Here is a 23,384-nt window from a genome sequence, read left to right on the forward strand (position 1 = left end):
CTCAAGTGTCCCTTGAGGGACGGGGGCTGCCGTGGACCAGCCCGAACTGTCGATGACTAGGCTTCATGTGACCAACCGTGTTGGCTAAGCAGAACAGTCTAGGAGGGCAGAAGCCACCTAACTTGTTGGGTAGTAGTTCACCCTGAATCATTATAGATCGTGATTCTTAGTTCGAGATTCTTGGTTCTACAACCTCCAAATAATCAGAACCCACTTTTTATCTGTGCTTGTTGTGGATGTTGTAGTAAAGTTTTATTCAATATGAAGAAATTTCCTCGCCAAAATGAAGTTTATACATCAAACTATTTTGCGGTAGTTGACCCCGAAGAATGTGCAGGTTGTGAAACATGGATAGATCGTTGCCAGATGGAAGCGTTATCCATGGTAGATGAGGTGTCAAAAGTAGACTTGGACAGATGTATTGGTTGTGGTCTTTGTGTGACCACTTGCCCCTCAGACGCTATCCAACTCCAGAAAAGAGAAAAGGAAATAGTACCTCGAAGGATACGGCCGACCTTTATCAACAGATCATGATGAAAAAAATGGGAATGGCATAGTTTAAAACTGATTGGCAAGAAGATATTGGGTTGCGTATTAAAAAAATCACTGGTTAGACCGTCTTGTTCAGTTTTATTTAGTTTTAATAATTTATTTTCTTTTTTCTTCTTTAAGAAGAAGGAATACGCGACGCCTTCAGGCGACCATAGTTTTGTTAGAACATATGTTCAAAGAAAGAGTTCCCTTTTCTCGATATGTCGCGACAGTCATCAAACTGTGCAGAACTCAATTCTTAGAGCACTTAAGGATTTTGTTATAAGATCCTAAGGATGAATTTCTAAAAAACCAATTTGAAAATTTTGAAATCGGCTGCATGATTGTTTTTAAAATGGTCGGTTATTTCTATAAAAAAAGATGTGCAGGGATGTATAAAAGGAATGCATGGCACACAACATCCTTCTATACATAACCCTTATTCTTAACGGGATGTCCTCATCCATGGCTTTTGGTACGATCTTCATCTGTTCCATGCGATTGATAATTCACTTCTGAGGAATAATGCAAAAAGGTTTTCTGTAGGTCTTCTTTTGAAAACCACCCGGATTCGTAGGCCTCCACAGCTATATGGAGTAACTCAACTTTTGAGATATTGTTTTCGTGATTGCCTTGTTCGTCAACGTTATTCCAATAAAGAGAGAAACAATCCTTAATGGTAGAAAGAGGGACTTCTCCTTGTAGGAATTTATTCAATTCGTTACATAATTCCGAATATTGCATGCCGTTCTCCCTTCCTCCTGTGTTTCCAGTCTACGAATGTGTAGACCACGATCTAGTGCCCCAACTTCGAGTGCGAATAGCAACGCTCTACCTGTCGACCATTACAACTGCTACCACAAAAAAGTCTTGAAAGTATGATAGGTCTTCTTTGAAAGAGTGTCTTAGCTTCAGAGATTCTGTTTCGTCGTATGAACGATGTATTTACTTATTTATGTAATAGAACACGCTTGTCGGTGTCTTAAATAGTTTGTAGAAAAATTCTACGCATGTTCTAAGATCGCAAAAGAATAGCAGTCTGAACCTATCACGTGCGGAATAGTTCCGGGGAGAAGTCTATTTATTCTAACTTGTATACTCCTATAGGAGTAAATTCAGTATCGTTTCGATATCAATCAACTAAAAATAGTGTATTCGAGCGTTAATGTGGAGTTATAGTGACACTTCCAAGACAATTTCCAAAAAATCAATGTGAAACTTTTCAAATTGGCGGCAGCATTGTTTTCAAAATGACATCGTTCCTCCGTCGATGACGTAGAAATTTGGTAAAGCGGTGTCTCTGGAAACTTGAAATTCACGAAAATGAAGATCTTTGTTTTTTCAGAAATATAGTAGCATTTTTTTATGAGATCGGAGAGAATATCCTCACAGAGCCGGTTTTTAGTTCCAGGTCTCGGACCATAGCTTGAGCATAAAGTTCGAGGAAATTGACGCGCACCCTTTTTGAAAAACAAGTGTCCTGGGGTTAAAGTTGTTTCTAGCAAAAAAGATATAAGAAATTTCTCTTTCATGCAATTCAAATTGCAGATCTCACTATTCGTTCATCCGTTTTTGTGATTTTGTAAAAAAAACCATGTTTTGACAAAATCCTTATCTTCCCTAAGAATTGAGATAAATTCATTTTTGTCATTTAAATTGACGATTCAAAAACTATTTTTAACAAAATAACAATATTTCAATCACTATCCTTTCGAATGTTGAATAATATCACAAATCAAGAGTGAATTCTAATGGATAAGAGAACATATATTCTCTATTTTTGTGAACAATGCGGTAAAAGTGGAATGGCAGACTTCACAAAAGAAGACGAAGAATTTGCCCTGCAAAACGGTGGATTGTTTACAAGAATACTAGATCATGGTGATCACATCTTAGAATTAAGAGTAGATGTTCACGGTGTTGTACGGCAAGAATATATTTTTAGGAAAATCGAATTTGAAACGTCAATGGAACTTTTTCGCATAATAAAAAAGAGTGATAGTAGGCAACTATGTTTTAACGCATTAGAACGACTAATTGGATTTACCTCTGAAAATGAAGATGAATTTAATCAAGATATCTATACTGTAAAAGAAATAAAATCCAAAATCAGCATGCTCAGATCGGTTTGTGAATCATTGAAAGAAGAAGTTGATGAAGTAGAAAAATGTTTAAGTGAATTCAAGACAGAAGTTCGCGTTTGAAATTTCCCTTGAACAAAATAGAGTAGAACTGTATTAGAAAACAAGATTTCTTTCAGTTATTTAGCTTTATCGCAGATCAAGTGAACAATGCTAAAAAATTGAAGAAATTCTAGATACAGCAGATAAACATGTTTTGGCGATCAATGACTCTCTAGAACTAGATTAATTATGCCAAATAGTTAATTTTATATATCAATTTAATGATTGACGTTAAACACAGTGATCCTGAAATTATTAGAGGAATGGAAATGGCGTATAAGGTAGCAGTTATTGATACATTTTATTCAAATGATTTGAGTACCCTTGAATCAGGATTAAATGAGCACAACATAGATGTTGATGTTTATCACCCGGATATAAAAGATTTTACAAAATTAGATGAATATGACGTTATTGTAATTCAACATCTTGACTTTGGCAGAAAAGGTGCACATGAACATTTGGATCCAGATCGTTGTAAACTTGTTTTGCGAGCTGGCGTTGGTTATGATGAACTAGACCTCCCTGCATTGACAGAACTAGGAATTCCAGCGGTGAATGTTCCTGGTTATGGTCCAAATTCAGTTGGTCAACATACCATTCAATATATTCTAGCATTAGCAGGTCATTCAAATGAGTATCACCATAGAGTTGTTACTGCGAGAGATCTCGACATAGGGAGAGAACAATCAGGAGAAGATAAATGGGTGAGTCAGAGTAGAATACCGAGTGCTCCCTTATATAAATCAGTTTTAGGAATATTAGGTTATGGGAGAATCGGCAGAAAGGTTGCAGAATTTGTTCAGCACGTTTTTAAAGAAATTGTGGCATATGATCCTTATCTCGACGAAGAAATTTTTCAGAAAGGTAAAGTAAGAAGAGTAGATCTTGATGAATTACTTGAAACTGCTGATTTTATTTCTGTACACGTTCCATTATTTGAAAAACGTGAACGAGTCTATTTGGGATTCGAAAAAAACTATCAGCGTACTGAAATGTTTTATGAATCAACAGTAGGTTTAATCGACGAAGAGCAAATTTCAAAAATGAAGGATGGTGCCTTCCTAATTAACACAGCCAGAGGACCGGTTGTTAACGAATCTGCGGTTATTAAAGCCTTAGAGAACGGAAAACTTGGTGGTGTAGCATTGGATGTTTTTGAAGAAGAACCTTTAGCAAGAAACCATCCACTAAGAAAAATGGCTGCGACTTCTCTACCTGCAGGACATCCTTTGAGAAAAACAGGACAAGAAAAATACAATATAATTTTAACATGCCACAGTGCTTATCTTCTTAGAGGCACCTTTAATACAGTATTGGAATTATCTGTAGAGGAAATAGTGCGTGTCCTTATTGATAAACAGTTACCGCATAATTTATTGAACCCAGAAATACTGCAAAACTAGTAATTTTGCCTTTACAGATCGACAGGATAGAATAAAAACAACTAATTAAGACTGAATAAGTTTTTACACTGAATACAAGCATTTACATAACAATTTTCAGGAAACATACTTGAGCTTAGGTTTAAATTACAGCTCCTAATTATAAGATGAAATTTTCCACAAGAATAATAATTAAATAGGTAGAAATACAAGAGTAAGGTAAGGAGGCTCATAAATGTCAGATCTTAAGAAGAAAATTAGAGGAAAAAAGGGCAAAGACATTCTTGGTAAGCTTAAGAAAAAGTAAATGAATACAAGAATGAATCTTTATTCCTTTTCAATATCTTCTTTTTTGCTTTAGAAGATACTTATTAATTTTCTATCCTGCGCTTAAATCATGTTCTAGTAATTTTAAGGTAATTTTTTTCTTAATCTGCCTTTCTCATGCATGTAATATTGGTTAGTTCACAAATTACGAGTTAAAGTGCCTCTAAATTACGCGTCTCTTTTGATAGAATTTCCAGAAAAGTCTCCATTTCTTTTTGTCTGATCTTACCTATTTGACGAGCTTGAGGCGTATGTAATTTTTCTGGGAGTTCTTTGATAAATTGCTGAATTCTCTTTATTGCACTTTTCAAGTCTGGCGCCCAATCAGAGATACCAACGATCGACAACAGCCTTGTCACTCCGATTATGCCCATGAAATCTAAAACATCTGCGTCGTGAAAGATAATTGATTCCTTTCGTGCAGAAGGATTTTCATAAAACATATGACCGCTAATAATATCTTTAACAAGAGGAATTTTTTCCACCGGAAAGCCCATTGGGGTAAGGATTTCTTCTATAAGTTGAATTGATCGCTCTGCGTGGTCTATTTCTGGCTGCCTGTGGGGCTCAAATGCACCAATGTCATGAAGATAGGCTGCTGCAAATAGTGCATCTTGATCAACATCAATATTTTGCTCCTTGGCTAATTGAAGTGATAATTCGTAAATTCGTTGAAAATGAGAAAAACCCCAAGCCGGATGCTTGAGTTGTTCTGTGAATGCAAGTAATTGCTGTTTCCACATTAACGATCACCTTTTGAACCAACATTGACTTTATATACAATAGATAAAGTTAACTATTCCTCACAATAAAATCGTTTTTGAAATACAATTTAGAATTATTGAATTTAAGAAGTTATTAGATGAATAAAAAAGAGGGATCTCGGTGGATGTAAAGCAAGCGATATATGAAAGAAGAGCATTTCGCTCATTAGAGCCCATAGAAATAACTGACCATTTAATTAACGAATTAGCAGAAAGTGCTCAATTGGCTCCTTCCTGTTTTAACAATCAACCATGGAGATTTGTTTTCGTTAATGACTCTTTAGTATTAGAGAAGTTGCACTCATCATTGTCAAGTGGAAATGTATGGGCATTTAAAGCATCACTAATCGTTGCTATATTTAGTAATAAAGAGTATGATTGTTTTGTTAAAGGTAGGGAGTATTATCTTTTCGATACTGGTATGGCAACAGCATTCCTGATATTAAGAGCGACAGAAATGGGTTTAGTTGCCCATCCGATTGCAGGATTCAACGAGGAAATTGTTAAAAGCGTTCTCGAAATTCCAGAAGATGTAACTGTTATCACTTTAGTGATTATTGGAAAGCATTCAGAGACTATTAGCCCTGTACTTTCAGAGAAACATGTAAAAGATGAACAAAAACGACCAACTAGATTTCCCTTTGAAGCGTTCGTGCATCTCAACCGTTTTAAAGAGTTATTATAAAAGTTCTTTTTCTTTAACCTTTTTTTATGGGATTAGCTCAAATATGCATTGAACATAAGCCTTATCATATGCAGTTCAATGTAAATTACGTTGTGCACTATTGAGGTTATAATAATGTCAGATGAATCTGAACCTAAGAAGGCTAATCGATTAATTAATGAAAAAAGTCCCTATCTACTTCAACATGCGTATAATCCTGTAGATTGGTATGCATGGGAACCTGAAGCATTTGAGAAAGCAAAAAAAGAAGATAAACCAATTTTTTTATCCATTGGCTACTCTACTTGTCATTGGTGCCATGTAATGGAGCATGAATCCTTTGAAGATCAAGAAGTAGCCAAATTAATGAATGATGCTTTTGTAAACATTAAGGTCGACAGAGAGGAACGACCAGATATCGACAATCTCTACATGACGGTCGCCCAATTACTTAAAGGTAGAGGTGGATGGCCACTTACCATAATTATGACCCCCGATAAGAAACCATTCTTTGCTGCAACATATATTCCTAAAAAAGGGCGTTTTGGAATGACTGGTATGCTGGATGTAATACCCTATATCAAAGAACTTTGGACAAATCGACGAGACGAAGTTTTCAATGCAACGGATAAAGTCGTTTCTGCACTTGAACAGGTGTCAAAGGGCGAAGTGGGTGAAGAATTGGAAGAAACTATGCTAAAAACTGCTTATAGCTCGCTTAAAAGCCGTTTTGATGATGAATATGGCGGGTTCAGCGATGCTCCAAAGTTTCCAAGTCCTCACAACTTGCTTTTCTTACTTCGTTATTGGAAGCGTTCTGATGATGAAAAAGCTTTGATGATGGTTGAAAAAACTCTCCAATTTATGAGGCTTGGGGGAATGTACGATCATATCGGCTTTGGATTTCATCGCTATTCAACGGATTATCTCTGGCTAGTACCTCATTTCGAAAAAATGCTCTATGATCAAGCTATGTTGGCGATGGCTTATATAGAAGCGTATCAAGCAACTAAGAAAAAGGAATATGAACACACTGCTCGGGACATCTTTACTTATGTCCTGCGTGATATGACAGCACCGATAGGTGGTTTTTACTCGGCTGAAGATGCTGACAGTGAAGGTAAAGAAGGCAAATTTTATTTGTGGACTGAAGAAGAGATTAAACAAATACTCGAACAGGTAGACGCAGATTTAATCATTAAAGTATTTGATATCCAACCTCGTGGGAATTTTATAGATATGATGATTCAAAGAAAAACAGGGGAAAACATCTTTCATCTAAAGAAACCAATTGAAGATATCGCATCTGATCTAAACATATCAGTAAAAGACTTGAAGAAAAAAATTGAAAACATTCGGCAACAGTTATTTTCAGAACGTGAAAAGCGTATACATCCTCATAAAGATGACAAGATTCTTACTGACTGGAATGGTCTAATGATCGCAGCATTGGCAAAAGGAGCACAAGTTTTTGATGAAACCAGTTATTTGGATGCCGCCAAAAACGCGTTTGAGTTTATTTTTAAAAATATGCGAACCCCAGAAGGACGAATTTTACATCGCTATCGAGATGGTGAAGCAAGCATATTAGCTCAGGTCGATGATTACGCATTTCTGATTTGGGGCTTAATAGAACTCTATGAGGCCAACTTTAATGCGAGTTATCTTCAAACTGCTCTAGATTTGAATGAAGAGTTGATACAGCATTTTTGGGATAACGAGACAGGAGGATTTTATCTCACGCCAGATGATGGGGAGGAACTCCTCGTTCGTCAGAAAGAGATTTATGATGGGGCAATTCCATCTGGCAACTCAGTTGCAATGTTAAATCTTCTCCGTTTAGGAAGAGTAGCAGCAGATGAAGATTTTGATGATAAGGCTTCTAAAATAGGGAAAGCTTTTTCTAAGAACTTAAATAACTCTCCAGCAGCTCATAACCAGTTAATGGTTGCATTAGATTTTGCAATTGGGCCTTCATACCAAGTGGTTATAGCAGGAAATTCACAAGCAACAGACACAAAAAACATGTTAACTGCCGTCAAATCACATTTCATTCCCAATTTACTCATCTTTCTTAATCAAACAGAACAAGAATCGCCAGAGATTCATGACATTGCAGAATTCATTAAATACATGCCAAATATCGAAGATAAAGCAACAGCATATATCTGTATTAACTATACTTGCAAAAAGCCGACAACAGACATAAATGAAATGTTGAAGCAACTTGATTTACACAGATGAAAGAGAAATAAATGAATAGAAGACTATAGACGTATATACTCAACTTTATGCGTAGAAGGAAAGATTTAACAAAGTTTTTCTTTTTTTAGGTGATGGGGTTTTCAATTGAATGTCAATAAAGAAAAAGTGCTATTTATTTGCACCCACAATGCAGCTAGATCGCAAATGGCAGAAGGTTTATTAAGAACGTTAAAAGGTGATCGTTATGAAACTTACAGCGGAGGATTAGAGCCATCAAGCGTAAACCTATATGCTATTAAAGTAATGGCAGAAATTGGTATTGATATCTCAGACCAACATTCGAAGGGCATTGTAGGTTTTTATGAAATGACAATTGATCATGTTGTCACAGTCTGTGATAATGCACATCAAAAATGCCCATTTTTTGCAGGCGGAAAAAATTATATCCATAAAGGTTTCGAAGATCCAGCAGAGTTTGAAGGGAGCGAAGATGAGAAATTAGAAGTTTTTAGACGAGTTAGAGATGAGATAAAGGATTGGATTGAAAGGACCTTTGTTAATGGCGTTAAATCGACGAAAGAATGATTTTTTTGCTGTAAATAATTTTCCCGTAATTAAAGTCAATTAGATAATAATATATACGCTTTTCTTAGAACAATACAACACAAATTTTTAAAATGATAATTTAGTTAATGTAAACTAATTTTGCAGTAGTATGTAGTTTTTCCGACTCATTAGCACTAAATTATTTTAAGGGTATTAGTGCATAAATTCAATCAATTTCCTTTATTACTATATCAAAAATGCAGATACGATGTGGCAGTATGAGTTTAGAAGACTATTTATATAGAGATGACGTTCCGGCGAATCTAAAGGAAGCAATAAAAAGAACACTCACCGAATACAAGAAAACAGAGGCTGAATTGAATACTACAATCAAAGAATCACGACAACGCCAAGCAGAACATAAGCAATTAGAGCAGCAATTGGTTGAGTCAGAAGCAAAATATCGAACTCTTGTTGAGAGAGATCCGAATATGATCTTTTATATTGAAGGAAGGGTGCTTAAATTTGTTAACCAAGCATTTCTGGATATATTAGGGTATTCAAAGGAAGAATTATATGCCCCAGACTTCGATTTTTTCGCAAATATTATTCCCGAACAAAGAGAAATGTTTAAAGATCATTTGATTGAAATTCTAACTGGAGAAGATGTGCCAGCTTCTTATGAACTCTCTCTATTAACAAAACAAGCTGAAATTGTCCCTTGTCTTATCAATGTGACATCTTTTGAAAAGGAAGAAAAACAAATTATTCAAGGTGTTATGACAGATATAAGCTTAGTCAAAGAATTAGAAAAAGAACTCAAGGATTCAGAGGAACGTTATAGAGGTTTATATGAGTCCTCCATAGATGGTATAGTATCTTATGATATGGAAAGAAATATCAAAGAATGCAATCAGTCCTTCGCAGATATGCACGGTTATTCCAAGGAAGAACTGCTTCAATTAACACTTTGGGATCTCATATATGAGAAATGGCGTGATATACCAGACAAGATTCGTGCTGAAGTACTTAAGAAGGGTTATTCGGAAGAATTTGACGCAGAACATATCAAGAAAGACGGAAGAATTTTCCCCGTCTCGGTAAGAGTATGGCTTATGAAAGATAAGAATGGAAGACCTACTGGAATGTGGGAAATCATTCGTGATATCACCGAACGCAAAAAGGCAGAAAATGCTTTGAAGATGGTAGCATATAATCTTCGCGAACGAGTCAAGGAACTGAGATGCTTCTTTAATATCTCTGAGCTTGTTGACACTCCAGACATTACATTAGAAGAAATCCTTCAAGGGGTAGTTGAATTCCTTTCCTCCGCCATACAGTATCCAGAAATTGCCTGTGCACGAGTAATACTAAAAAACCAAGAATTTAAAACCGAAAACTTCAGAGAGACTATCTGGAAGCAAGCAAGCGATATTATTGTGCACGGCAATCGAATAGGCGCTTTAGAAGTCTATTACTTAGAAAAAATGCCAGATAGCGATGAAGGACCTTTTCTGAAAGAAGAGAGGAACCTAACAAATGCTATCGCTGAACGAATTGGGAAAATCATCACTCGCAAGCAAGCTGAGGAACAATTAAAAGAACATACTGAAAATCTAGAAAAAATGGTTGCAGAACGAACAAAAGCATTAAAAGAATCTGAGGAAAAACTTAAGGCGATCTTGAGTGGAATCGGAGACATTATCACTATACAAAACAAAGATTTAGATATTATATGGGTAAATCAGGCGGTAAAAGATATATGGGGGGATGTTATCGGAAAGAAATGTTATGAAGTTTACAAAGGGTTTGATACTTGTTGTCCTGAGTGTACTGCTGAGAAGGTATTTAAAGAAGGGAAAACTTCGATCTCTGAGGGAATGATGATAAAACCAGATGGAACTAAATGTTACATTATGACCACCAGTTCGCCTGTATACGATGATGAGGGAAATATAACTGCCGCTATAGAAGTAGTGAAGGACATTACTGAAAGGAAACGCACTGAAGATGCGCTGAAGAGGAGCGAAACAAGTCTTGCTGAAGCACAAAGGATTGCACATCTAGGGAATTGGGATTGGAACATTCAAACAAACGAACTTCACTGGTCAGACGAAATTTATCGCATCTTTGGGTTAGAACCTCAGGAATTTGGTGCAACATATGAGGCTTTTCTAAATTCTGTTCATCCAGAAGATAGAGAATTCGTTAAAAAATCGGTAGATAAAGCCTTATTTGAAAACGTACCTTATAGTATTGACCATCGCATAATTTTACCAGACGGTGAGGAGCGTATCGTTCACGAACACGCAGAAGTTGTTTTTGATGAACTTAGAAAGCCAGTTCGGATGATTGGGACTGTCCAGGACATCACCGAAAGCAAAAAGTCAGAAGAAAGGCTTAGGGAAAGTGAAAATCGGCTTTCATTAATTTTCAACACCGTTTCCGATTCGATACTTTTTATTAAGATTGAGCCCGATGACCGTTATCAAGTCATTAGCATCAATCAAGCATTTTTAACAGATACTGGTTTTACTGAAGAACACGTGGTTGGAAAAATGGTTGATGAAATCTTGCCAGAATCAGTTTATAAAGACTTAATTCTTAAATACAAGGAAGTAATTCGAACTGGTAAACCCATTACATATGAAAGTTCTGTTGATTTACCCAAGGGACATCTTACATTTGAAACAACAATAACTCCCATTTTTGACGAGAAGGGAAACTGCACTCATCTTCTTGGAGTTGCTCACGATATCAGCAAATTGAGTAACTACAAGAGCAGGATTTGATGAGGAGTTACTAAAGGAAAAAATTGAGAATTTCTTTGAGAGATTGTCATCACTAAAAAAGTTAAATAAAATGACAATAAATGTCTAAAAGAAATTTGAGGAAGGGATTTCATGGAAGATGAAGGCATAATCATAAGTCCTGACACAAAGAGAGAAAATAGAGTGCCTCCTGGTCAAAGACTTACGGAAAAATTTCCAACTCTTCATGCAGGATCGGTGCCTCGTTATGATCTTTCCAAATGGACTTTTAAAATTACAGGACTAGTCGAAGAGAAAAAAACACTTAGTTATGAAGAATTTATGTCACTTCCAATGGTAAAAGTTTTTTCAGATGTGCATTGCGTTACTGGCTGGTCAAGATTGAACAATCTCTGGGAGGGTGTAAGCACTAGTGTAATAAAAGAACTTGTTAACATACTTCCCGAAGCCAAGTTTGTCATAGTTCACTGTGCAGAAGGTTGGACAACTAATCTTACTCTAGAAGATTTCTTTCAAGCAGATGTATTATTTGTTGCCAAATTAGACAATGAACCGAATACTGCAAAGCATGGAGCACCTTGCAGACTTGTAGTACCAAGACTCTATTTTTGGAAAAGTGCAAAATGGGTCGAACGTTTAGAATTTATAGCAAAAGATAAGCCAGGATTCTGGGAAACAAGAGGATATCATAACCACGGTGACCCATGGAAAGAAGAGAGGTACAGTTATTATTAAAAAACTTCATCTAGACAAAATATCTAGTCAAAATAGCAATTAAAAAAAAAGAAAAATATAAGTGATTTTATTCGACCATTACATCGACAGCGTCTTCAAGGGCATCTTTATAAGGCACAGTTACCTTAAGTAATCCATCTTCGTAAGTAGCCTTAGCCTTTTCAGGAACAACAGGGCAACATACAGCATAGGAACCGATATACTCAGTTCCTTCTTTGGTTGCATTTATATAAAAGCTATCTTCATGCATCTTTACTCTAACATTCTCTTTTTTCACACCAGGTAATTCCACTTCTACAATTAGATTCTCATGGTTCTCATCAGGATAAGCAAGCAAAGCAGGAGATATCTTTACGATTTCTACTGACATAAGATCACCTTTCATCTTGTGCTTAAAACACAGCATTATTAGCGATTTGCGCTGTTAATTAAGTTTATTGTGTTGGCAGAGCGAATATAAGAGAGACTGCTTTCTAATGGTTTATAAGAATAGTTTTCAGATCCTTATCTTGAAATCAAAGTTCATTTTTTTAAATTAAACCATTAATAAGCACATTTAGCATCTTATCTTCGGTTATTTGCCCTTTTTACTCAATTTTATCGGAAAATTTTTATGTAAGCATGCAGTTGGATTAAATGTACATGGTGGAAACGTATGGTTTTCTATTTATTTAGAACAACTAGGAAACGTAGGCGATGGATTTTGAATTATAGACGTATAAAGCGCCATACTTTCTTTTTTACCGTTTTTGTCGTCTTTTTTACTTTTCTTTTCTCATTTGGTATTATATCCGTTGTTGCTTCCCCAGATCAAAATATAGAGTATCTACCAGAGTCGAACAAGTTCTTAGATGATAATGAAAAACCCCCTCCATACATTCAAGCCGATGGAGGTGGTGGACAATATCTTATCAATGGAAAACAAGTTTTAGATGAAAGCGGAACTTATGAAGATACTTCATTACACTTGTTTGTAAAAAGAATAAGCACTCAACAATGGAACGACAGCACAGATCCAAGTCTTCTATATTCGATTCCTTTAGATGATATAGAAATTCTTTGGGTGCGTTCTCCTTACGGATATTACGGTTTATACACAAATCCAAACGATGACTGGGGTAGAATGCAATTAATTACTTCACCTTATTCCTTTAAGAACAAAAACCATGATCCTCTAAACGGGTTGTTTATCAGGCAGTACATAAGTCAAGGAGAGACTGATTATAGCAGATGGCTTACCAAAAGGGATATGTACGCTCAAGATGGAACTCAGATAGATGCTCGGAATTTCATGTACGTAACAGCCATAAACCGTACACATTGGAGGTTTGGATATAACACAACGCAAGTTAGATGGGATGATTCTTTAGATACGCCTCAAAATCTCTTTTCTTATAATATCTCCGTTACCATCTCTTATAATAATAAATTTGCAAAGATTCAGATAGATTCTCGGTTTAGCCATTATATACATTCAATAGGTTACGAATTTGTAATGGCGTGTAATCCTCAATATAAGAACACAGAGTATGGTGCCGATTACGTTTACGTAACCGATAACTCGATCGCAAAAAGATATTTTCTAAAAGACGGTCCGCAAGACTGTACCGAGGACATCTCTAATTTTATCAAAGTCGCAGATGTCTACGATAAATCTAAAAATGACGATACGAATGGATTCCTGCGACATAGGTTCGATTTTCGTGACTTGGATACGCAGGGATACACCCAACAATCATTGTTCAGAATAGATGACATGCAACTAGGAGGCTCTAACAATAAACATTCTGCGGTAAGGGTAAAAGGTTGCAAACAGGTAGATCTATCTGCTAATACGTGGACAACTTTTGACCCGCTCATTACCACAACTAATATCGAGATTGACAAAACCGAACGCACTCATTTTGATTGGGCAACTGCGCTCACTCAGCTCACTGTTGATGATAATGCGATTACTTCTTTTGATGATGGATTAATTCAGAGATTCGAGAATAACGTGGACACCGAGGGCTGGGATGGGGCATTCTATAGATATCAAACAAATCCAGGTACTATTACACGAACGGTTGGTTCACAAACACATAGCGATCCCGCAGATTGGGCTGGCACTCATACAGGTACGACTGCCGTAAATGGATATTTGCAGACGTCTGGGGAAGTCCTTACCGAGTCTCAAGATACGCTATACGACACCGATACCGACCTACAATTAGCTCAAGAAATTTATCTTGAGCAAGGAGAGGTTATAACCAGCATCCAATTAAGAGCAAAGTCTGGTAGTGGTTCTCGATCGGTTTCATTGATAGATCCTAGCAGTTTTACCGTACTATCAGGTAGCATTACTCTGCCTGGCAGCGAGCAATGGGTCTCTGTATCGTCTACGGATTTTCCGTTAACCATTACTACCACGGGTACATACAACCTGGTAATAACTGGCGTTTCAAGTCAAAACATATGCTATTCCACTACTGAAAATTATCTCGGTACGAGTTACGCATTAACAATCGGTTTTCCAGGTACAAGGTATCCTAGTTATGATTTAACTTTCCGCATTTATGCACAAAGGGAAACTGGGTATTACACTGATGATTATATTGATAGTGGCATTTCTCCATATTGGGTAGAATTACAGTGGACGGAATCAGGTAGTTACGGAGAGGTACGGGTACGTGCTCGAACAGATGATAATTCGGGGTTCTCATCACCTTCTGCGTGGACATCGAACTCAACAACGGGCACACTCGATTTATCTGGGCTCCCAAATGAAGAATTTATACAATATCAAGTCATTTTCGAAGGACAAGCAGCTTCTAAACAGGTTGACGATATTACAGTCTATTGGTCGGATATGACTACCGTACATTCCCGAAGCATAGATTCCAACTGGGATCTAATAAGTGCAAAGATAACAATAAGTATTGATTCCGCATTGGGAAACCTAGATTGCAGTGAAGCGGGAACTATTACGTATGATGCACCCTCTAGGACTTGGACACTATTGAATATTAATGAAGTTGATACGAACTTAGATTTCACCATTAATAATCACGATACCGACAGTTATGTATTGACCTTTACCGAGTTTTGGGTACAAAGAAGCAGTAGTGAAACATTTCTCGATCAAAACAATCCATACCTTGATTCTGGTTGTGGTATCGTAAGGTTATATGATGGAGAGAATACACTTGACGATGATAGTTATTCCCTCATCAATAAGACATTTACAATCGCTTCAGGTAGCAGGGACAACCTTTGGATTGCCTTTGCTGTGAATTCTACAGATGTTGATGACTCCTTTTACGTAAAGTTAACATTCAAGACATCTACAGGCACGATATTGGGGCATGTTGAGTATTATCTTGCAACCGACCCCCCAACCGATGATGATGGAAATGACATTGATAGAGTTAAGTTAGTTAACGTTCCAAGTGCAAACATCTGGTATCATTTCGCCGATGATGTAACCGCGCAACTAACTGATACTGGTGGCGCAGAATTAACTTCAGGACAAATAAACACCATCGACACGGTGAACGTTCAAATCTACGCGGAATCCGAAGAAACTGGTATGAGTGCAAATGACGTTTTCTTAATAGACGACCTTGTTTTCTTAATGGATGACAATGGAGAAGAATTATTACGTTTCGATACACAAACCGATGCACGACCTTCGTTTAGAAATGTTGTAACACAGGTCGGTTTATATGTCATGGACGGAGATGGTCTATCAGGTCAGTCTGCGCTACAAGAACAACATTTGAGCATAGATTATGACGAGAGCAAAATGCTTTACCTCACTTTCGATTTCGATTCAAAGACTGCTTTTGGTTTACGATTTGATGATGGGGCGTCTCAAAGATGGATTTACTTCAATTACGATGAATATGACTCTACTGTAATTGCTAACGGCACCGATATCTTATATCTTAATTCTGGAATACCTGACGACGGAAACCAATATACTCTAAATGTAACATTTGCTATCGAAACTGCTAAATCCGAATGTTCAGGCTGGGTAGGATTTGATCCAATTAGGATCGATGATTTATGGTTCGGTGAAGAATTTGAAGCATCTGGCGGCGATGATAGCTTCTTGGTTGAAAATTTCACTATCTTTGATGCCAGTCACACTGAACCTCCTCAGATTGTATTAAACTCCCCAAGTGAAAACAGCGAAATTTCTGTTGGTAATACCATTGATCTTTCCATAACCGATGCTTCAGGAGTCAGCAACGCGGAATACAACTGGAATGGAGGTTCTTGGATGCCTCTGAGTTCACCTTATGACATCTTAATAACACAAAGCATGTATGATTCTTTCAGTGATGGCAGTAATACCCTTAATGTCCGAGCTAATGATTCACTTGACGAAACAAGTCAAGATGCATTCACCTTCCTAGTGGATAAAGGAGGTGGGAACGGTGGCAATGGCGGTGGTGGCACTAGTGGTGGAGGCGGCGGAAGTGGCGGTGGTGGAGATGGAGGCGGAACTTCTAGTAAAACCTTCACGGTAACTCCAGATGTTAACCTTGACGATCTTGATTTAGAAGCAGGATCAACAGGCACCCTTACAATAAACGTCACTGGTTCTGGATTTGTCAGTAATTGTAGCGTTACCTTGAGTATAGGAGATATAATTTTTGAAGCGACAGAAGCGAATAATAGTTACGTAATTAACTATGATCTCATTGATCTAGAGTCTGGTAATTATACTGCAAAACTTACCGTAGAAAAAACAGGATTCTCTACATACACTAAATTATTTGATGTTCTCGTATCTCCGATGACTACAATAACTGCTATGCGAGTCTATGCCGTACGAACGACAGTTTTCGTTCAAGAGAACTGGTTATTGTCAACAACTTGGTTCATTTTAGCAATAGTTTTTGTATCAATAATTCTAACGGTATATATAAGACCTCTAAATAGCGATTATCTTTTCGATCTCTATATTTTCGATAGAAATAATTTGGCGATCTATAAACAGAATTTCACCCCAATAGAAACATTACTCGATCCAGAATTGCCGAAAGAAAGTGTTGATGCACGAAAAGCCAAAGAAGAGCTAAAAGAGCAAGCTATTACGGGTATTACAGGTCTCCTAAAGGAATTAACAGCAGAAGAAACGCAAAATATTGATCTCAAGACTTTAAGGATATCTATGGATGGTAAAGATGCAAAAGTAGCTGTATGGACAAAACAAGCTAGTTCGATTCTCAAGCCCTTTGTAAATTACAAAGTGGATAGATTTTTGAGAAAACTACGACACAAATTTGAAGAATATTACTATGTTGACCTTAAACTTTCAAAACCAGGCGTATCCGAATATCTAAACATACCAAGTGTGTTTCTTGAAAGCTTCAAACTTACTTCCTCACCTGAACTCTATAGCCTCTATATAGAGTATGCTGAGTATCTTGAAGCTGTAAAATGTCCAGTTCTTGCTTCTGACGCATATTTCAAAGCATTAGGAATATGTGTCAACGAACAAATGAAGGACGAAATAGATAGTTGCTATTTCCATTTGATGAAGTCGCTTGAAAATATTCATGGTATGCTGGGCATACTAAGATGGGTTCCATTTCTCTCTCCGACATCTTTGTTTACGCCACACAATTTCTTCAAACTGCATATTTTGTTTAAAGTAACAAGTCTATTTCGTGATATTCGAAAAAGAAAAGAACTAAAATATATCCGTTCAAAGTGGATTGCTGAAAATAGCAGAAGAACTGCAACAGATTTAATTCAACCAGAAGTTGTCGTGTCGGTAAAAAGCAAAAACTATTCCAAGGCTCTCGCACAAATGGAGCAAGCCATATCGTTATTAGAGTATGCACAAAAGATATATACACAAATTAAAATGTCAAAAGAAGCCGACGCTGTTTCATCTGTTCTTTCCACATTCACAGACAAACGGGATGAATTAATTAAAATGAGTGAAGGATTAGGCAATATAGTTAATTCTTAGTTACCACCAGTCACTTTTTGCGCGTTCCTTCCACTCAACTGCTTTTTCTACCTCAAAAAGTCTTTCTTCCAGCATCATACTACCAAGTTTAAGGAACACTTCCTCCACATTCTGATTGGTCTTGGCAGACGTTTCATAAAATGGAATGACTCTATTATATTGTTCCGAAAGTGTGTCTGCTAAAGTGTCGCCATCGCTTGCAGGCACCGCCCTCACAATATCTAGATCGCATTTGTTCCCCACGAGTATCATAGGTATAGACTGATCGATGTTGTTCATAAGGTCGTCTATCCATACCGAGATTTTCTTCAAAGACTCCATGCGAGTCACGTCATATACAAGAAGTGCGCCGTGAGCGCCGCGATAGTATGCTGACTGAAGAAACCTAAACCGTTCTTGTCCTGCAGTGTCCCAGATTTGCATCGTAATTTCTTGTCCTTCAATAGTATAAGGCTTCGTTCCAAATTCAACGCCGATAGTTGAAATGTAGGCTCTATCAAACTTGCCATAACAGGTTCTGATTGTTATACTTGATTTCCCAACCGCACCGTCCCCAATCACTACAACCTTAAAGATATTTTTCTTCATCTTTCATGTCACCCTATCTGAACATGTTAATGAGGCGTAACAGAACCACCAGGAGAAGCATATCTAATCTTTAATTACCATTTTGACAGAATTATGAGTACATCTACACGAGGACTAATATTTACCGAACTCACAATAATAATTAGTTTTTAGACTTTACCACCAGTCATTTTTTGCGCGTTCCTTCCACTCAACTGCTTTTTCTACCTCAAAAAGCCGTTCTTCCAGCATCATACTACCAAGTTTAAGGAACACTTCCTCCACATTCTGATTGGTCTTTGCTGACGTTTCAAAAAACGGAATATCCTGCTGATAGTGTTTAGAAAGATGTTTCGCTAAATGCTCCCCCTCATCTGTGTCAACTGATCTTATATCATCTAAATCACACTTATTCCCTATAATTATAGTCGGCAAAGAAGTGCCAACATTTCCCGTAAGGTAACCCATCCAGATTGGTATCCTCTCAAATGATTGTCGTCTAGTCACATCATATACGACCAAAGCACCATGTGCACCACTATAGTACGCTGGTTGCAGAAAACGAAATCGTTCTTGTCCTGCAGTATCCCAGATCTGCAGTTTGACTTTTTGTCCCTTAATTGTGCACATCTTCATTCCAAACTCAACGCCAATAGTCATTAAATACTCTCCGTCAAATTGACCATGGCATATTCTCACAGTTATACTTGTTTTTCCGACGGCACCGTCTCCAATAACGACAACCTTGAAAAGATTTTGTTTCGCCATTATTTCACCATTTTAGTAAATTTTTTCTTTTTAAAAAATTACCACCAAGTACCTTCTGCACGTTCTTTCCATTCTTCAGCATTCTTAAATTCAATAAGCCGTTCTTCTAGCATCAATGAGCCGAGTTTAATAAATAACTCCTCTACATTCTGATTGGTTTTGGCAGACGCTTCAAAGAAGGGAATTACTCTTTTATACTCAGTTGAAAGTTTTTCTGCTAAAAGTTTACCTTCCTCGAAGGTGACCACTCTCAATTCATCTAGATCACACTTATTTCCTACGAGAATAGTAGGAATAGGATCAGTAATTGTACTAAGAAGATTGTCCATCCATGAAGGAATTTTGTCGAAAGACTCCTTGCGAGTTATATCGTACACAAGAAGTGCTCCATGTGACCCCCGATAATATGCTGGCTGGAGAAAACGAAACCTTTCTTGTCCTGCAGTATCCCAGACTTGCATTCTAATCTCGTCATTTTCAACTGTACAAGCCTTTGTTCCAAACTCGACACCAATAGTCATCAAGTATTCTCCGTCAAATTGACCATGACAAGTCCTAACTGTTATACTTGTTTTTCCGACAGCGCCATCTCCAATAACAACGATCTTGAAAAGACTATTGTCCATTTTTTATACCACCATGCCAAATACATACTTTCTGAACTAGTTCTTTACTTTTTCTTGAAAATTATCGAGGAATTATCTCTTCCTTTGTTCCCTTACGTTTTGATGTTCGGAAGTTATTCCCAAGATTCGAGCAGTTTGTTAATACTTAAGTTTTCTAGTAAATTTCTTCTCAATTAAAGAGCGAAAAAATTCCAATTTCATTTCTAGCTCTAATTTTAATTTCAATTGGCTAACTAATTTATGTTATATCACAATCTAGTTTTCGTAGATTATTTCCACTCATCCCACAATTTAGAAAAAATACTTGCCAACGAGATGAGGTCCTGTTTATTGTGGTCAACGATAGGGATTAAAGGTCCTGGATTTTCTGTTTTCAAATATGTATCATAAAAATCTGGAATTAGAGTATTTGGTACATCATCTTCCCTTTTGATTCCAAGCAGATGATTTTCTATGGTATTTAATCGACAATTTGGTAGGTGTTCTTTCCACGCACGCCTTGAGAAATGAAGTAAGTCAATGTTGAAATGCTTGAGATCTGCATCCATCCCATAATAAGCAACACGTTCCTGTATATAGGGAACATCAAAGGCACGTCCGTTATATGTAACTAAGGCAGCACTCTCTTTAAAATGAGAAAGGGTAGCTGCTATTGCTCCAGCCTCTTCTGAGATATCACGCAATAAATATTGACTTATTGAAATTTTTTTACCTGAAATATGAGCGATACCAAACAATATTATTGGCCTTGTAAAGAATCCAAGTGTTTCTATATCGAGAAACACAAAATCTTCCTTATTATATAGACCTGACGCATATAACATAAGTGGGTGCGACTTTGGAAAGCGTTTTCCAATACAATCAATTATGTTGACAAGGTCAAATTCGTCAAAGAATGTCAAGAATTCTTTAGCTTTGCTTCTGAATCGTGGATGTCCAATAAGATCTTTGATAGTCTTGTATCCTTTCCGTTTTAATTGAAGTTCAGTTTTCTCTCTAATGCCAAAAATAAGCTTAAGATCTGATAATATTTTTTTTCTCATTTCATCTTTGTCTGGTTTTATTAGACTAACTTCGGTGTGATCTGATAGGCAATAACATGCACCCATTTCCGTTGTAAGTTCTTCTCCACTAAGCACATCTTCGATTTTTGCCCCTTCATACCTATCAAGCAAGTCGATCTTCAATTTTTGGGCTTCTAAATATTTAAAATCAAGTATAAACGAAGGGATAAATCCTGTTTCGACTAATGGTTCTTCAGCAGTAATTTCAAATTCTTTTGCAATATCTACTCGTTCTCTGAACTTTCTTCCTATGTTATCGAAGAAATCTTCCATGCTATCCTTTGTCTCCTGCTTGTTCATCTAATTTCCTTATTTTTGTCGCTCGTGACTTATGGATTATAAATATCTATATTCTATTAAGATTATAAAAAGATCGCCTTAAAAATAGGAAAGCATGTTCTTTCTAAAGAATAAATTTTCCTAAAGATAGGAAACAACATTCTTTTAATCTGACATTAGATTCTAAAAAACAAAAAAATAAAAGATTTTCACAGAGCCCAGACTTTTATAGTGCTCAAACATTTAATTTAGTATTTCACCATTTATGTTAATGGTTACTGTTTCAAACGGAATGCTACTACCTGCCTCTTTCATTGCTTGTTCTACAACTCTTACAAGACCTGAGCAGCAAGGAACTTCCATCTTCACAATTGTTATGCTTTTAGGAGTTGATGTCTGAATTATTTGTGCTAATTTCATCACATAAGCATTGGCATCATCAAGTTTTGGACAACCAACTGCGATTGCGTTACCCTTTACAAAATCCTGATGAAAATTGCCATAAGAAAATGGAACACAATCTGCAATTATTGCTAAGTCTGCATTCTTAAAATATGGCGCAGATGGCGGAACTAAATGTATCTGTACAGGCCATTGTCGTAGCTGGCTTTCCAGTTTCACTGTTTCTTTAGGGGCAGTCTCCTCTTTATCCCATTGAAGCATCTGTACTGAAGGACAACCACCACATCCTCCTCCTGTTTCAGTTTTTTGTAATTGTAGTGCAGGTAATTCGTGTGCATGTTCTTCCATATGCTGTTTATGTGATTCTAGCATCTCAGGCGTCAATTCTTTTATTCGAGCGATTACCGCATCTTCATTGTAAGCCTCTACTTCTTTTTCCTCAATTATCAACGCTCCAGTGGGACAGGCACCAAGACAGGCACCAAGTCCATCACAGTAAAACTCTTTTACTAGCCTGGCTTTAAGCCCATTAGGTGTATCAACTAGTTCTAAAGCCTGCTCGGCGCAATTGGGTATGCATTCGCCACAACCAGTACACAATTCTTCATCAATTGTGATGATTTTTCTTTTTACTTTCATTGAAACACCTCAAATCAAATCATCGTTTGAATATACCACTGTCATCTTTAAAAGACTGCGCATGAAGGCAGAAATACGCTAAGAAAAATAATGATATTAATTAAATGCGTTTCACGGGAGATAATCTATAAAAAACTTATCAAGTCCTAAATCTCGTATTCGATTCCAATCTTGTTTTAGATAGGGATGAATATGCTTTTTAAATTCTTCAGAATACTTCTTACTTCCCAGATACTCTTCAAGAACAACCAATGTAGATTTACATAAATCATGAATGGTTGCCTTTACAGTTTCAGCACTTAATTCTGGATTAAAAACATTTACACTCAAGACATCTAAAAAAGTCTCTTTTATGTCAAAAATTTGCGAAAGTTCTTCCACATTTAGAATATGCTTATGATACTCTATCGTTTCTTTTAATTGATCCTCAAGTTTTTGCTTAATTTTTCCTTTTTTGAAAAGAGGGAAAGTCATTTTAGCGATTCTAGAAAAAAGCTGTTGAAATACTTCCAATATATCCATTTTTTCAGCAATTGAAGTTGTAATCTTAACATCCATCCATGAGTGTATTAAATCTTCAATGATATCGTTGAATTTTTGAAATATTGTTTGTTCACCGCTCCAATTCAACCAGAACTCCCTACCTCCTTTCACCACAAAAGGAAATTCCTGCAGAAATGAACTTTTTATATAGTCTACCTGCATTTTAAGATTTGATCTCTTGTCTTCTTTGTCTGCTGCTAAAACAAAAAGTAAGTTATGACTGAAACAATAGACAAAAATGTATTCTCCCATTTCCATACTTTCTATACCGAAACCACTTATTTCACTTTCTGCAAAGGTATAAACTGCGGACAAAAAACCAGATAACAGAACATCTTGTGCTTCAATAGATCCAAATCTTTTATGAAATACTGGTCTTCCAGTTTCTTTTTCGAGTATCCAGACATTTTGGATCAT

The 23,384-nt window shown here is 36.7% G+C and carries 18 protein-coding genes; 9 read left to right on the top strand and 9 right to left on the bottom strand.

What is annotated here, in order from left to right; genetic code table 11:
- Positions 1-261: 261 nt before the first annotated feature.
- A complete protein-coding gene (locus QVB70_RS03520) occupies positions 262-534 on the top strand; it encodes a DUF362 domain-containing protein (RefSeq protein WP_287583440.1) in 273 nt (90 codons plus the stop codon).
- A gap of 456 nt (positions 535-990) precedes the next feature.
- Here QVB70_RS03520 and QVB70_RS03525 read toward each other — a convergent pair whose 3' ends face one another.
- Positions 991-1,275: a hypothetical protein gene (locus QVB70_RS03525; protein WP_287583442.1), complete on the bottom strand. Its 285-nt coding sequence runs from the start codon at positions 1,273-1,275 to the stop codon at positions 991-993.
- A 1,007-nt stretch (positions 1,276-2,282) separates the two neighbouring features.
- On the opposite strand from QVB70_RS03525, the gene QVB70_RS03530 reads away from it, so the two are divergent.
- Both QVB70_RS03530 and QVB70_RS03535 read left to right on the top strand, forming a co-directional pair.
- Positions 2,283-2,735 carry a hypothetical protein gene (locus tag QVB70_RS03530; protein ID WP_287583444.1) on the top strand — a complete coding sequence of 151 codons (453 nt, stop codon included), beginning with the start codon at positions 2,283-2,285 and terminating at the stop codon, positions 2,733-2,735.
- Between the two features lie 248 nt (positions 2,736-2,983).
- Positions 2,984-4,120 carry an NAD(P)-dependent oxidoreductase gene (locus QVB70_RS03535; RefSeq protein WP_287583446.1) on the top strand — a complete coding sequence of 379 codons (1,137 nt, stop codon included), beginning with the start codon at positions 2,984-2,986 and terminating at the stop codon, positions 4,118-4,120.
- 458 nt (positions 4,121-4,578) lie between these two features.
- Here the strand turns inward: QVB70_RS03535 and QVB70_RS03540 are convergent, their stop codons facing one another.
- Complete coding sequence (locus tag QVB70_RS03540) at positions 4,579-5,169, bottom strand: HD domain-containing protein (protein WP_287583448.1); 591 nt, start codon at positions 5,167-5,169, stop codon at positions 4,579-4,581.
- Between the two features lie 142 nt (positions 5,170-5,311).
- On the opposite strand from QVB70_RS03540, the gene QVB70_RS03545 reads away from it, so the two are divergent.
- From QVB70_RS03545 to QVB70_RS03565, 5 genes are all read left to right on the top strand, one after another.
- A complete protein-coding gene (locus tag QVB70_RS03545; RefSeq protein WP_287583450.1) occupies positions 5,312-5,875 on the top strand; it encodes a nitroreductase family protein in 564 nt (187 codons plus the stop codon).
- 114 nt (positions 5,876-5,989) lie between these two features.
- A complete protein-coding gene (locus QVB70_RS03550; RefSeq protein WP_287583452.1) occupies positions 5,990-8,098 on the top strand; it encodes a thioredoxin domain-containing protein in 2,109 nt (702 codons plus the stop codon).
- A 105-nt stretch (positions 8,099-8,203) separates the two neighbouring features.
- Positions 8,204-8,644, top strand: coding sequence for an arsenate reductase ArsC (locus QVB70_RS03555; RefSeq protein ID WP_287583454.1), 441 nt, complete (start codon positions 8,204-8,206; stop codon positions 8,642-8,644).
- 239 nt (positions 8,645-8,883) lie between these two features.
- The gene (locus tag QVB70_RS03560; protein WP_287583456.1) at positions 8,884-11,397 is read left to right on the top strand and encodes a PAS domain S-box protein; all 2,514 of its coding nucleotides are present in this window, start codon (positions 8,884-8,886) and stop codon (positions 11,395-11,397) included.
- Positions 11,398-11,508: 111 nt separating this feature from the next.
- Positions 11,509-12,111: a sulfite oxidase-like oxidoreductase gene (locus QVB70_RS03565; RefSeq protein ID WP_287583458.1), complete on the top strand. Its 603-nt coding sequence runs from the start codon at positions 11,509-11,511 to the stop codon at positions 12,109-12,111.
- A 67-nt stretch (positions 12,112-12,178) separates the two neighbouring features.
- On the opposite strand, the gene QVB70_RS03570 is transcribed toward QVB70_RS03565, so the two are convergent.
- On the bottom strand, positions 12,179-12,481 hold the full coding sequence (locus QVB70_RS03570; RefSeq protein WP_287583460.1) for an Hsp20/alpha crystallin family protein: 303 nt from the start codon (positions 12,479-12,481) through the stop codon (positions 12,179-12,181).
- 285 nt (positions 12,482-12,766) lie between these two features.
- Between QVB70_RS03570 and QVB70_RS03575 the strand changes: the two genes are divergently transcribed.
- Complete coding sequence (locus tag QVB70_RS03575) at positions 12,767-18,079, top strand: hypothetical protein (protein WP_287583463.1); 5,313 nt, start codon at positions 12,767-12,769, stop codon at positions 18,077-18,079.
- Here QVB70_RS03575 and QVB70_RS03580 read toward each other — a convergent pair whose 3' ends face one another.
- The 6 genes from QVB70_RS03580 to QVB70_RS03605 form a co-directional block, all read right to left on the bottom strand.
- The gene (locus QVB70_RS03580; protein ID WP_287583465.1) at positions 18,080-18,667 is read right to left on the bottom strand and encodes a Rab family GTPase; all 588 of its coding nucleotides are present in this window, start codon (positions 18,665-18,667) and stop codon (positions 18,080-18,082) included.
- A 156-nt stretch (positions 18,668-18,823) separates the two neighbouring features.
- The gene (locus QVB70_RS03585; RefSeq protein WP_287583467.1) at positions 18,824-19,414 is read right to left on the bottom strand and encodes a Rab family GTPase; all 591 of its coding nucleotides are present in this window, start codon (positions 19,412-19,414) and stop codon (positions 18,824-18,826) included.
- Positions 19,415-19,452: 38 nt separating this feature from the next.
- The gene (locus QVB70_RS03590) at positions 19,453-20,040 is read right to left on the bottom strand and encodes a Rab family GTPase (RefSeq protein WP_287583468.1); all 588 of its coding nucleotides are present in this window, start codon (positions 20,038-20,040) and stop codon (positions 19,453-19,455) included.
- Between the two features lie 269 nt (positions 20,041-20,309).
- Positions 20,310-21,404: a ribonuclease H-like domain-containing protein gene (locus QVB70_RS03595; RefSeq protein WP_287583470.1), complete on the bottom strand. Its 1,095-nt coding sequence runs from the start codon at positions 21,402-21,404 to the stop codon at positions 20,310-20,312.
- 222 nt (positions 21,405-21,626) lie between these two features.
- Positions 21,627-22,424 carry a 4Fe-4S dicluster domain-containing protein gene (locus QVB70_RS03600; protein ID WP_287583472.1) on the bottom strand — a complete coding sequence of 266 codons (798 nt, stop codon included), beginning with the start codon at positions 22,422-22,424 and terminating at the stop codon, positions 21,627-21,629.
- A 111-nt stretch (positions 22,425-22,535) separates the two neighbouring features.
- On the bottom strand, positions 22,536-23,384 hold the full coding sequence (locus QVB70_RS03605; RefSeq protein WP_287583474.1) for a hypothetical protein: 849 nt from the start codon (positions 23,382-23,384) through the stop codon (positions 22,536-22,538).

This window comes from Candidatus Borrarchaeum sp., from assembly GCF_019058535.1.
GTDB classification, from domain to species: Archaea; Asgardarchaeota; Sifarchaeia; order Borrarchaeales; family Borrarchaeaceae; genus Borrarchaeum; species Borrarchaeum weybense.